11 protein-coding genes and 1 tRNA gene are annotated in these 12,373 nt (G+C 60.4%); 6 read left to right on the forward strand and 6 right to left on the reverse strand.

From position 1 onward, the window contains the following. Positions 1 to 89: 89 nt before the first annotated feature. The 4 genes from LHFGNBLO_RS23395 to LHFGNBLO_RS23410 form a co-directional block, all read right to left on the reverse strand. Positions 90 to 1,145 carry a DNA polymerase III subunit delta' gene (locus LHFGNBLO_RS23395; RefSeq protein ID WP_258601682.1) on the reverse strand — a complete coding sequence of 352 codons (1,056 nt, stop codon included), beginning with the start codon at positions 1,143 to 1,145 and terminating at the stop codon, positions 90 to 92. Then, on the reverse strand, positions 1,142 to 1,816 hold the full coding sequence (gene tmk, locus LHFGNBLO_RS23400; protein ID WP_258609859.1) for a dTMP kinase: 675 nt from the start codon (positions 1,814 to 1,816) through the stop codon (positions 1,142 to 1,144). The genes LHFGNBLO_RS23395 and tmk overlap by 4 nt, the downstream gene beginning before the upstream one ends. 68 nt (positions 1,817 to 1,884) lie before the next feature. Continuing rightward, complete coding sequence (locus tag LHFGNBLO_RS23405; RefSeq protein ID WP_258601683.1) at positions 1,885 to 3,051, reverse strand: D-alanyl-D-alanine carboxypeptidase family protein; 1,167 nt, start codon at positions 3,049 to 3,051, stop codon at positions 1,885 to 1,887. Positions 3,052 to 3,163: 112 nt separating this feature from the next. After that, entirely contained in the window at positions 3,164 to 4,405 is a 1,242-nt protein-coding gene (locus LHFGNBLO_RS23410) for a septal ring lytic transglycosylase RlpA family protein (protein WP_258601684.1), read from the reverse strand. A 605-nt stretch (positions 4,406 to 5,010) separates the two neighbouring features. On the opposite strand from LHFGNBLO_RS23410, the gene LHFGNBLO_RS23415 reads away from it, so the two are divergent. Together LHFGNBLO_RS23415 and LHFGNBLO_RS23420 are read left to right on the forward strand one after the other, a co-directional pair. Further along, positions 5,011 to 5,388, forward strand: coding sequence for a hypothetical protein (locus tag LHFGNBLO_RS23415; RefSeq protein WP_258601685.1), 378 nt, complete (start codon positions 5,011 to 5,013; stop codon positions 5,386 to 5,388). Positions 5,389 to 5,579: 191 nt separating this feature from the next. Further along, positions 5,580 to 5,669 (forward strand) — tRNA-Ser (locus tag LHFGNBLO_RS23420). Positions 5,670 to 5,697: 28 nt separating this feature from the next. Here the strand turns inward: LHFGNBLO_RS23420 and LHFGNBLO_RS23425 are convergent. Next, positions 5,698 to 6,771: an autotransporter outer membrane beta-barrel domain-containing protein gene (locus LHFGNBLO_RS23425; protein WP_258601686.1), complete on the reverse strand. Its 1,074-nt coding sequence runs from the start codon at positions 6,769 to 6,771 to the stop codon at positions 5,698 to 5,700. Positions 6,772 to 7,219: 448 nt separating this feature from the next. Here LHFGNBLO_RS23425 and LHFGNBLO_RS23430 point away from each other — a divergent pair, with 448 nt between their 5' ends. Beyond that, positions 7,220 to 8,659 carry a caspase family protein gene (locus tag LHFGNBLO_RS23430; protein WP_258601687.1) on the forward strand — a complete coding sequence of 480 codons (1,440 nt, stop codon included), beginning with the start codon at positions 7,220 to 7,222 and terminating at the stop codon, positions 8,657 to 8,659. A 28-nt stretch (positions 8,660 to 8,687) separates the two neighbouring features. On the opposite strand, the gene LHFGNBLO_RS23435 is transcribed toward LHFGNBLO_RS23430, so the two are convergent. Beyond that, positions 8,688 to 9,212 carry an OmpA family protein gene (locus tag LHFGNBLO_RS23435; protein ID WP_258601688.1) on the reverse strand — a complete coding sequence of 175 codons (525 nt, stop codon included), beginning with the start codon at positions 9,210 to 9,212 and terminating at the stop codon, positions 8,688 to 8,690. Positions 9,213 to 9,532: 320 nt separating this feature from the next. Between LHFGNBLO_RS23435 and LHFGNBLO_RS23440 the strand changes: the two genes are divergently transcribed. The 3 genes from LHFGNBLO_RS23440 (at position 9,533) to rimO (ending at position 12,319) form a co-directional block, all read left to right on the forward strand. Continuing rightward, positions 9,533 to 9,940, forward strand: a complete 408-nt coding sequence (locus LHFGNBLO_RS23440; RefSeq protein WP_258601689.1) for a DUF930 domain-containing protein — start codon at positions 9,533 to 9,535, stop codon at positions 9,938 to 9,940. A 190-nt stretch (positions 9,941 to 10,130) separates the two neighbouring features. Further along, the gene (locus tag LHFGNBLO_RS23445) at positions 10,131 to 10,817 is read left to right on the forward strand and encodes a TerC family protein (protein ID WP_258601690.1); all 687 of its coding nucleotides are present in this window, start codon (positions 10,131 to 10,133) and stop codon (positions 10,815 to 10,817) included. A gap of 185 nt (positions 10,818 to 11,002) precedes the next feature. Further along, the gene (rimO, locus tag LHFGNBLO_RS23450; protein ID WP_258601691.1) at positions 11,003 to 12,319 is read left to right on the forward strand and encodes a 30S ribosomal protein S12 methylthiotransferase RimO; all 1,317 of its coding nucleotides are present in this window, start codon (positions 11,003 to 11,005) and stop codon (positions 12,317 to 12,319) included. Positions 12,320 to 12,373 lie beyond the last annotated feature (54 nt).

Here is a 12,373-nt window from a genome sequence, read left to right on the forward strand (position 1 = left end):
ATCGAGACAGCGATTGCCATCCCGAGGCCAATGCATGCCGCCCAAAAGTGGCCCCGGTTTTGGGGCCCCGGCATGCATCAAGGAAACCGTCACATTCGCATTGCAGAATTCAGGCGGTCGATCATGGTCAAGGCGTGCTGCTTCTTGTCGAGATTGTAGGTCTCGGTCTCAGATATAGCGTTCAAGGCCTCGTGCCAAGTATCCGAAAGCGTTTTCGCCCGTGCCAGATCGCCAGCCAGTGCTGCCTCGCTGGCGCCTGCCGAAAGCAGGTCGAGCGCACGGCGGTTGAAGATGTCGAACTGGATCGCCTGGTCGCGGCCGGCAACCGCTTCGGCAAGGCGATAGGCGCCGGCGACATCGCTCTTTCTCGCCGCCACCAGGGCGTCGAGGGTGCCGGCGATTTCCAGTCCGCCATACTGCGTCAACAGGATCGCGTTGCGTGCGCTGCCCCCTGCCCGCTCGGCCAGTGCCGCGCGCGCTGCTGGATCCTCAGGTGGCGGCGGTTCGACGCCTTCCAGCACGGTCATCAGGTCCTCGGCGCCAAGCGGAGCCAGCCGCACCATCTGGCAGCGAGAACGGATCGTCGGCAGCAGGCTGCCTGGTGCATGGACGATGAGGATGAACAAAGTGCGTGCCGGCGGCTCCTCAAGATTCTTCAGCAAGGCATTGGCAGCGTTGGTGTTCATGTCGTCAGCCGGGTCGACGATCACCACGCGATAGCTGCCATCATGCGAGGTCAGCGACAGGAAACGGCTGACCTTGCGGATCTCGTCGACGGTGACGACCGTCTTGAAGCTCTTCGTCTTGTCATTCGCCGGCCGTGTCAGATGCAGCACCGAAGGATGCGCGCCGATGGCGATCTGGCGAAACAGCGACGAGGCAGGATCGGGAACGGCAAAGACCTCCGGCGCCTGTTCGAACGCCGGATGCTTCAACAGATGATGCGCCAGGTGAAAGGCGAGCGTTGCCTTGCCGATGCCGACCGGCCCGGCAAAGATCAGCGCATGCGGCAGCTTGCCGGAACGGTAGGCGGCTGCGAGCATGTTGGCCACCTGCAAATGGCCGACCAGACGGGGCGTTTCCGACGGCTCCGGCACGCCGTCCAGCGTGTCGTGCTGCTCAGGGGCGATGCGTTCGAAGATCATGCCGGCGCCGCCTGTCTCTCATGTGCGGGCGTCATTGTCTCCAGGGCGGCGAACACGGCTGATGTGACGATATTCTCCACTGCATCGGGATCGGCGGAGGCATCGACGACGATGCAGCGCTCCGGCTCGGCCGCGGCGATCACCAGAAAGGCCTCGCGGCGGCGCTGGTGGATATCAAGGGTTTCCTTTTCGAAGCGGTCGGGGCCTGTGTCGGTGCCACGCCGCGCGGTGGCGCGCCTCAGGCCCTCAGCCGGGTCGATATCGAAGATCAGCGTCATGTCGGGCACCATGCCGTTGATGGCGACCTGCTCAAGCGCATCCATGAACGCTGGATCGAGACCGCCGGTGACGCCCTGATAGACGCGCGAGGAATCCATGAAGCGGTCGCAAAGCACGATGGAGCCGCGCTCGACCGCCGGCCGGATGACCTGCTCGACATGATCGGAGCGCGCCGCGGCGAAAAGCAGTGCCTCCATTTTGGGGCCGAACGGTTCGGCGGCGCCGGAAAGCAGGACATGCCTGACCGCCTCCGCGCCCGGCGAGCCGCCCGGTTCGCGTGTGACCAGGACATCGTATTTCTTGGCGCGCATCTTCCTGGCCAGCCGCTCGATCTGCGTCGACTTGCCTGCTCCTTCGCCGCCTTCGAAGGTGATGAAAAATCCGCGCGCCAATCGAAAACCTTTGTCCATGCTTTGCGCGACTGTAATAGTCCGGGCTCGAGAAAAGGTCTACGCCGCTGCTAACGCAGCCAGCCGACGGCCAGTTCCCTGGCGGCATCGAAGGCACGTTGCGGCAGCGTGCCCACGCCCACCGACTCGGCCGCAAAAAGCGGTGTTTCCTGGCTCAGCGTATCGCCGATCCAGACGCGCAGGGTGCCCACCGGTTGCCCCTCCTCGATCGGTGCGGCAACCGGTCCTTCATAGACGATCTTCGCCGTCAGCTTGTCGCGGTTGGTGATGAGTAGAAAAATGTCCACCGGCCCCTTTGCCCTCAGCGCCACGCCGGATTTGGCGCCACCGAAAACCTGGGCCTCGCCGACCACTTCGTCCCTGGCGAAAATCTCGGTCTTCTCGAAGGAGCGCACACCCCAGTCGAGCAGCTTTCGCGCTTCCTCGGCGCGCTCGCGATCGCTTGCCAGTCCGCTCAACGCCGCGATCACCCGGGTGCCATTCTGGTTGACCGTGCCGATGATGCCGAAACCGGCTGCCTCGCTCATGCCGACCGCCAAGCCGTCGGCGCCGACATCCATTGTCAGCAGCGGGTTGCGATTCCTCTGCGAGATCTTGTTCCAGGTAAAATCCTTCAAGCCGTAGTAGCGGTAGAGATCGGGGTAATCGCGCCAGATGTGCAGGGCGAGCAGCGTAAGTTCGCGAACGGTCGTCTGCTGGCCGTCGGCCGGCAGGCCGGTCGAGTTTACGAAGGTCGATTTCTGCAGGCCGATCTGGCGGGCGCGTTCTGTCATCTGCACCGCGAAATTCTCGTCCGATCCGGCCATGCCTTCTGCGATCACCATGCAGCCATCATTGGCAGCCTGCACCGTCACGCCCTGGATCAGGTCCTCGACCCGGATGGAGGACTTGAGTTTCGCGAACATCGTCGATGTCCCCGAGGGAGCGCCGCCCTTGCGCCAGGCGTTCTCGCTAACCACGAATGTATCGTCGAGCTTCAGGCGCCCGGACTTGATGGCATTGAAAACCACCTCCATGGTCATCAGCTTGGCCATCGACGCCGGAGGGATCGATTTGTCAGCATCCTTGGCAAACAGCACCGTGCCGGTCTCGGCGTCGATCATGAAGGCCTGCGCGGCCTTGGTCTCGAAGAGCTGCGCGTTGACCGGGGCCAATGACAACAGCAACAGACCAAGACCCAAAAGCCCGGCAAGAGGCTGGAAAATGCGAAATCGCATGAGAGGTTCGACCCGTTAGCCGGCGTGATGCCAACCTTTGCAAAGCTATCAGGCTTTTTCCCGGCGGATCAACCGCCGATCGGGAAGCTGGCAGGCTTTCGGCATTGCCGGATCAGTTGCGCACCACGAGCGCGTCCGGTGCGCCATGCGACCATGCCGCCTGCAGCAGGTCGTCCAGGCTGCCATGACCGTCGGGATACAGGTTGACCGAGTACCAGTCCTTGCCGTCGAGCGCGGAGCGCTGGATCTCGGTCTTGCCGAAGCCGGAAAGCTCAGCCGCCACCCGCTTGGCCTCGGCTGCATCCTCGAATGACCCCGCCGCGACGTACTCCGTCGGCGAACCAGCCGACGGTGCTTGCCGCTTCCATGACTGCAGGACGTCGGCGGGCGACATGCCGTCGCCACCCAGCGCGGCGAACACGTCGGAAGCGCGGTGCACGCGGTCGTCCGCATAAGAGAGCGACGCCACGGCAAACGGCGATTGGCGCGGCAGGCCGATTTCCGGACGCTCCGGCACGATCGGGCCGAAATCCGGCAGCACGATATCGCCAAAAGCCGGCGCCTGCGCCGACATGGCGGGCTGGGCTTCGAATCCTTGTCCGGAGTCCGTCAACTGACCGGGAAACGCTACGGCTGTGGCGACCACCGGCAGGCTCGGCGACGGTCCATTCATGGCGATCATGACACCGCTAGGCAGGCCGTCCGACGGATCCGGCGCCCTGTTGCCGGGATGATAGGAGGCCATCAGATACTGGTCGTCATTGCCGTCGAGCGGTGCGCGGCCGACATATTCGACCTTCACCCGAGCCGTGCCGATGTTGGCATAGTCGAGCATTTCGGCGGCGCGCTTGGACACGTCGATGATGCGGCCATCATGATAGGGACCGCGATCGTTGACCCGCACGATGACCGAACTGCCGGTGTTGAGATTGGTGACCCGCGCGTAGCTTGGCAGCGGCATCGTCGGATGTGCGGCCGTCAGGTGCGTCATGTCGTAGACTTCGCCATTGGCGGTCAGCCGGCCGTGGAAGGCGTCACCATACCAGGAGGCGAGACCCTTCTTGGCGTAACGCTTGTCTTCCTTCGGATAATACCACTTGCCGCGCACCTGGTAGGGCTTGCCGAGCTGGTCGCGTCCGCCGCCACGCTGCAGGTTCGACGTCTTGAAGGTGACGCGAGGGCTTGCCTTCACACCATATTCGGATTCAGAGAAATATTCTTTGGAGCGTGGTTTCTTGTCGACCATCGCCTTCGGCTGTGGTGACGACGTACAGGCCGCCAGCAAGGCAGCCGAAGCCACGAACAACGCGAAAGTGGAAGCGCGACGAAGACGCGGGCGCGTCGGGGTCTGCATGTTTTCGATTGTCCCCTACAGTCTCGACACAGGCGCCGCAGCCAGAACCTCAGCGGAACCAAAGCACCCACTCGACGAATGCCAGCGATGCCCTGATCCCCAATCCCCTTGTGCACAGGAATTGTTTATCACCGTATTAATCGATTATGTCTGGAACCGGGCGAGATTGTGGCACACCCCGCCCCGCACCGGAGGCGTAAAATCGCGTGCTTTGGGCCGTCCCACCGCCCTTGCTATCGAACTCATGCGAATTTTCAGAAACCGGGACGCTAGACGGAAGCCTTCGACGGAGCTTGCTGCGCCGTCACATGCGACAGCTTCTGGCGCTTTGCTAGGATTGGCCTCTCGTAGGTCTTCTTCATTAATCCCCCGAAAATTGGCAACACGCCATCAGTTGGTCAGCCTTGTGCCACATTGTCAATTGGCCGGCTTGCCCCGCCACTGTTGCTTCCGCGATCGCCACGGAATCGCTTCGCCTGGGGATGCCGAAACCGTTGTCAGGGCCCGCCACCTGCGGCAGCGGGCGTCGGAGGTCTGCTTGTCATCGCAGGGCATGGGGCGCATCATTTTCTGCTTCGAGCAGGCCAGGCAGAGGAGAGGTAAAAATGGCTTATTTCCCCACATCAACAATGGTCGCGGCAGCTGTGCTTGTCCTATCGGTCGACACGGCGTCTGCGGAAACGATGACAGGCGCAGAGATTACGGCTGCGCTGGAGGGAAATTCGATCAGCAACGAGAACGAGGTTCTATATTTCAACCCGGATGGCACGGCCATCTATCGGAAGGGCAACAAGAGGACGACCGGAAGATGGGGCGTCGAAGGCGATAAATTCTGTTCCGACATAAGCTGGGATGTGTACCCCGCTAAAAACGTGCCCGGATGGAAGTGCAACCCGGCCATTGGGGACAGCAAACGCATCGCCTTCTTAATTGAAGGCCATCCATCTGCCTGGGTGGTTTCCAAAGGCCGGAAGGTAGACTGAGCGCGCCATAACGTTGGATCTTTACTCGCATGTCATGCCCGGAATGCAGGCTGATGCAGCGGAGCAAGTTGACGTTGCACTTCAGGCAGCTATAAGCAGCGAGCGAAAAGGCAAATAGTTGCAAAGTGTGTAGCAACCGACTCTTTTGGGTTTCCTCGCGAACCGGAAAACCACAATGATTGCAACTAGTTGGAGGGATGGCCGAGCGGTTTAAGGCACCGGTCTTGAAAACCGGCGTGGGTGCAAGCCCACCGTGGGTTCGAATCCCACTCCCTCCGCCAGATACAACGAGCGGTCTCTCGCCGATATTCAGAAGGCGATCTTTACGCCCAGCTTTCCGCTGATGGTTGAACTTTCTTGAGACCACTTGCCGCGAATTTCACTGCTAAGCGTGGTCGATTGCGTCATTTTCAGATTGAAGCCGGAGGATAGCGCCACCGAGAAGTCCGCGTCTTCGAATTCACTCTCCACTCCGAAGACGCTTGCCGTGTTCGAATAGCCGAAGCGCTGCTGCAGATCAGCTCGCGCATAAGGGCTGATGACCATGCCGTTTCCGAGCTGGAAATCGGCGTAAACTCCAGGTTCGAACTTGATTGCGCCAAACGACAAACGGCTTTTTCCGTATGGAACAGCAAAGCTGTCCGTGTATTCATCGCCGGTAAAGGTAACGCCCAACAATCCGCCACGCAGGTCGAAGCGCACCCGATCGGTCAAGCTGAAGATGCGCCCGATCGACCCGGTTATGGCATAGCCTTGTGTATCGTAGCTGCCGAAACTGCCTGAGCTTTCAACGTCCGTATTGCCGAGGAACGCCGAAGCGGCCACGAGCGCATAGCTGGTGCCGTGCCGATAGAGTCCATAGCCGCCGAACATGCCGCTTCTGTTTGTAGCTTCGCCGCCAGGAAAGAAATCGAACGCATCAAGGCCGACTTTGGCCGATGCATAGCCGCCGAACAGCCCAAGGTTTAGTCCATGCTCGTTGTCGAATCCGTAGTGCTTCGCGGCATTGAAATCCACGCTGACGGCAGCAGAGAATTCATCAACGTCGAAGTGCGGCCCATCGAAGACATCGAAGCTGTTCGAAATCGTGAAGCCGTCATGCTCCGTGTGGGCAAGCTGGCCCGAAGCGAAAACGCCGAACGGTGAAGACTGAGCCGGCGGCGCTGCGCTTGCAGGGCCGACATTCGCCTGGACGATGTCGTCCACCATATTCTGAAGCGCATCCAGCGAGGTGTCGACAATCGCGCTGTTGGTTGCGCCGCCAAGAGCGCAGGTTCCGTCCAGAAAGGTTCCCTCACCGCCGAGCACGCAGGCATTTGCCTTCGGAGGCAGGAAAATCAATATAGCGCCAATCGAGAGCGCGCTTGCGGCGCCCAGGCGCAAAAGCCAATTCCTGCCTCTCATTGTCCCATTCCCTGCCTATTTGAGATATCACTAAAGTATCAAGGCATGCGGAGATGAACTATGAAGAATATCACTGACTGCTACAAATGTAAGAGCAACAATTGCTCCAGTTAGCAGGGAGCATAACATCTTATGGCCAGTGAGGATATGGTTTCGTCTGCATCGCTGGCTTCCGGCCGCAGAGCCAATGTCTGGCTGCGCTCGACGGCGCCCGAGAAAAATGCGCACAGCCAGATCGAAGCCAGGCCGCGCCCGTCACCCTTCCTTCGAGTGGTTCTGGCTTCGAGATGGTTTCTGGCTTTGACATGTGTTCTGGTGTAAAATTCCTTGTCTTCGGAGATACGAGTTCCGGCGCACGAGGGATGGCGTCAGTCGGCGGACACTTCGGCGACTCGAAGACTGTCGCACGCTGAAACGAGCTCGTGACATGACCTACAGCCCCTATCTGCGCATCGCGGCAGTTCTGCTGGTTTCATTTTTCGGATCGATCTGCGTTCAAGCCGCGGTCGAGGAAGAACGGTCACCACAGCCAAGCAAACGGCTTGCGATCGTCATCGGCAATTCCGATTACCAGAGCGTCCAACTTCCAGATCTGACCAATGCTGTAAACGACGCCAGAAGACTTTCCGAAAGCCTGAAAAGGCTGAATTTCGATGTGCTGATCGGAACCGACCTTTCGTCCGACGGGTTTGCCAAGCTTTTTCGGGAAGCCGACGGCAAGCTTGCGGCCGCCAGCGCGGTGCTGATTTTCTACGCCGGCCACGGCGTGCAGCTTCAAGGTGAGAACTATCTGCTGCCGGTCGATACACCCGACGCCAAGACCTTGGGGGAACTGACTGCGCGCGCAGTCAGGCTCAACGACGTGATCTCGAGGTTTGCCAACCGGGAACGGCAGACCTTCATTTTTCTTGATGCGTGCCGGAACAACCCGATGGGCAAAGGCGCCAGCACCGTGGATGGCCTCGCGCAGGTCGAGGTGGGCGAAAACACGTTTGTTGCTTTCGCAACCCAGCCGGGCAACGGCACGGTTGACGGATCGGGGGCCAACAGCCCCTTCACCACGGCGCTGTTAAAGAACGTCGAGATACCTGGGCTCAGCATTTCCGACATGATGATCCGGGTGCGCAACGAAACCGAATCCCTCACTCTCGGTCGTCAGGTCCCATGGGACCAGTCGAACCTTCGCGAGCAGTTTTATTTCACCGAGCAGCAAATGCTCGATCCGGCTCAGTTGAGCGCCAGCCTGTCGCGCATTCTGTCGGATCCCGTCGCCAAGGAAAAGCTGCAGGTCGAGCTTGCTTCCAACGACCTGCAGACTGCAGTGCTCATCGTCGGACAGACATTACGATCGGTCGAGATTTCGCCACCACCGAGCGCTTCAGCCAATCCTGCCGGCACGCAGATAGCCAGCCTCGAGGGAGCGCGGCAGAGCGTGGTGTCCGGCCTTGAAGCGCTGATCGTAGGCACGACCGGTGAAACGGATTCCGACAAAGCGACTGATCTGGCACGCAGCATCCAGACGGAATTGCGCCGCCTGGGCTGCTATCGGACGACGGTTGACGGAAGTTGGGGCAAGGGTTCAGTCCGCGCTCTCACCAACTACTACAAGAACACCAAGCGGGCAGCGTCGACGACCGAACCCAGCGTTGAACTTCTGGGTGACCTCTTTTTGCACTCCGGCCGAGTCTGCAAGGATCCGGTCGTCGTGCAAAGGGCCAAGCCGACGAGGGTTTCGTCCGATGCGGCTCCGGTGCGAAAAGGGGCAGCCAGTCGAAAGACTGCCAGGTCCGCAAAGTCGCAATCCTCGCGTCCCGCAGCCCCTCCTCCCGACATCAGTGGCGGAATCGGGATTGGCGGTGTGTTCTGAAGCGCGTCGCGTTGAGCTGTCCGTAGGGCTATTGCAGCTTTATCCGCATCTCGACCCGCCGGTTGACCGGGTCGTATGGATCGGGGACACGTGGATGGGTTGCGCCGAGGCCAATCGCTTTGACGCGTGACGGTTCGATTCCCTTCGATAAAAGGAATGCCGTCACCGATTGCGCCCGCCGCTCCGAAAGTCCTTGATTGTAGACTGGCGACCCCGAAGCGTCGGTGTGGCCTTCTACGAGGAAAGTTTGCGCCTTCAGGCGGTTGTCTTTCAGCGCCTTGGCAAATTCGTCGAGTTTTGCTTGCGCCTCCGGCACCAGGTCAGAAGAATCGAGGTTGAAATTGATCGACATGTCTAGGCCGGTTGGGATCGACGCATCAGCCTTGCTCTTGCACTCATCTTCGGTGCCCAAACATATTCCGCGCAATGGACCCAGATCGGATGCATTGGCGAAAAATTTGATGATGTCTTCTGACGACTGGACCGGGCCTGCAAACGAATTCGAAGACACCAGTACGGTTGCCAGGACGAAGATCGAGATGCTTACCCGCATAATCGCCTCCAGTTTGGGAACCGACTTCACGATCGGGAGTATAGCACGAAAACTAGATCCGGAGCGCGTGGCGGTCAACTAAATGGTGGTTGCAATGAGCCGAGAATCCTCTTGGTTCAGCCAGTCCAGACGATGCATCCGGCTCCCCACTGAAGGACGTCATTTCACACACGCTGCCTGGGGGATGTGATGGACCTCACATCCAGACAAAAAAGCCGCTGCTTCCAGCAGCGTCTGGTACTGGGGCTGCCGCTCTCTCCTCCGCGTTTTGGCTACGATCGGGGGCGAACGCCTCGTCTGGTTGATTTTTCGGGTGAAATATGCTGCTTGTCCCGCCCATGAAAAAGCTCTGCCTGACGGTTTTGGCGTCCGTGACGCTGGTTTGCCCGGCGTACGCGATGGACGGCGCCCTGCGCGCCGGCCTGCTGAAACTCGATCCGCAAACCCGGCTCGAACAGCGATGCGATGCCGAAGTGCTGGACCGGATCAGCCACGACGATCACAAGTACAAAGCGGATCGCGTCGTTGCCTATGCCTTTGCAACGCCGGAAATGGGTGCCGATGCCATCAGAAGCCCGGGCGCTGCCTTTCGCAGCAAAGGGCAGTGGTACCGGCTGAAATTCAAGTGCGAGACGGCGCCGGACCATATGCAGGTGCTGCAGCTGCGTTACCGGATCGGCGAGGAAATTCCGCAAACCGATTGGACGAAGTACAATCTCTACGACTAGAATTTTTTGAGCCCGGTTCCCGGCATTTGCGGGCCTTTGGCGGCCTTCGGCGATAGTGTTGCTTGCCTTTTATCAAGGCAGGCGTCCGACATTGTCTCCTGCAAACCCTTGACGCGCACGAACCATACACGTTAGGGCGTCTGGGTATTCGACGACCGACACTCGGCGAACAGCAAAGGGCCTCCAGCCGATGGAAATCTTCACCGCCGCAGGCCTCTCGGCCCTGCTCCAGGTCATCGCCATCGACCTCGTACTTGCCGGCGACAACGCTATCGTCATCGGCCTTGCCGCGGCCGGCCTTCCCTCCGACCAGCGCAAGAAGGCGATTCTGGTCGGCATTGCGGCAGCCACCGTGCTTCGCATCTTCTTTGCCCTGATCACGCAGTGGCTGCTCGCCATCGGCCCCATGCTCCTCATCGCCGGCGGTCTGCTGCTGCTTTGGGTGTGCTGGAAGATGTGGCGCGAACTGCGTGTCACCCACGAGCAGGAACATGATGCGACGGAATCGCTGTCCAATGTCGACTACGACAAGGACGGAACGATTGGCAGCAAGGGACCGCGCAAGACCTTCGCTCAGGCGGCGTGGCAGATCGTCATTGCCGACGTTTCAATGTCGCTTGACAACGTCCTTGCGGTCGCGGGGGCGGCAATGGACCATCCGACGGTGCTGATCATCGGCTTGGCGCTGTCGATTGCGCTCATGGGCTTTGCCGCCTCGTTTGTCGCAAGGCTCCTGCACAAGTACCGCTGGATTGCCTATATCGGCCTACTGATCATCCTCTACGTCGCAATCAAGATGTTTCTGGATGGTGCCGTGCAGCAGTTCCCCGAACAGTTTGCGTTCCTGGCACCCTGGTTCGGACCGAGCCATCATTGAAGCCCGGTCCCTTGAAGGGTGGTCGGCTCGCATCGTGCAACGCTGTTCGCTGGTTTGCTTGACTGCGGAACTGTGCTATTGCGCCGCGCGAAGTAAGCTCCCACGAGAGCCCAAAAGATCGATATGTATTGGGACTTCCGGGCCGGACCTTAGGGTTTCCGGCCCGTGTCCATTGGAAACCGCAAATGTCCGCAGCCCCCCGCGTCAGTTTCGTCAGTCTTGGATGCCCGAAAGCCCTCGTGGATTCGGAGCGCATCATCACGCGCCTGCGCGCCGAAGGTTACGAGATCGCGCGCAAGCATGACGGTGCCGACCTGGTGGTCGTCAACACCTGCGGCTTCCTCGATTCCGCCCGCGACGAGTCGCTCAACGCCATCGGTTCCGCCCTTTCGGAGAACGGCAGGGTCATCGTCACCGGTTGTCTCGGCGCCGAACCGGACGTCATCCGGGAGAGACACCCCAACGTTCTCGCCATCACCGGTCCGCAGGCCTATGAGAGCGTGATGGCGGCGGTGCATGAGGCAGCGCCTCCGAGCCACGATCCCTACATCGACCTTTTGCCGCCGCAAGGCGTCAAGCTGACGCCGCGCCACTATGCCTATCTCAAGATCTCGGAAGGCTGCAACAATCGCTGCACCTTCTGCATCATCCCGTCTTTGCGCGGCGATCTCGTCTCGCGGCCGGCGGCCGACGTGCTGCGCGAAGCTGAGAAACTGGCCAAGGCGGGCGTCAAGGAAATCCTCGTCATTTCGCAGGACACCAGCGCCTACGGCATCGATATCAAATACCAGACCAGCATGTTCGGCGATCGCGAAGTGCGGGCGAAGTTCCTCGATCTGTCGGAGGAGCTGGGCCAGCTCGGCGTCTGGGTTCGCATGCACTATGTCTACCCCTACCCGCATGTCGCGGACGTCATCCCGTTGATGGCCGAGGGAAAGATCCTTCCCTATCTCGACATCCCGTTCCAGCACGCCTCGCCGCAGGTGCTGAAGAACATGCGCCGGCCGGCGCATGGCGAAAAGACGCTCGACCGCATTCGCGGTTGGCGCGACATCTGCCCGGATCTGGCCATCCGTTCCACCTTCATCGTCGGCTTTCCCGGCGAGACGGACGACGATTTCGAGATGCTGCTCGACTGGCTGGACGAGGCCAAGATCGACCGCGCCGGCTGTTTCAAATATGAGCCGGTCAGGGGCGCCCGCTCCAACGATCTCGGCCTGGAACAGGTGCCGCAGGAAATCAAGGAAGCGCGCTGGCACAGTTTCATGCAGCGCCAGCAGAAGATCTCTGCCACCCAGTTGGCCAAGAAGGTCGGCAAGCGCCTGCCGGTGTTGATCGACGAGGCGCACGGCACGTCGGCTAAGGGCCGGACCAAATACGATGCGCCTGAAATCGACGGCTCGGTGCACATCCAGTCGCGCCGCCCGCTGCGTGCCGGCGACATCGTCACCGTCAAGATCGACCGCGCCGACCCCTATGATCTCTACGGTTCAGCGGTCTGACGGCGGTTCAAGTCGCCGCATTTACTACAGCTTGCGATAGTTCCCGCGCCTTAA

The sequence above is a fragment of the Mesorhizobium sp. AR10 genome (genome assembly GCF_024746795.1).
Classification (GTDB): Bacteria; Pseudomonadota; Alphaproteobacteria; order Rhizobiales; family Rhizobiaceae; genus Mesorhizobium.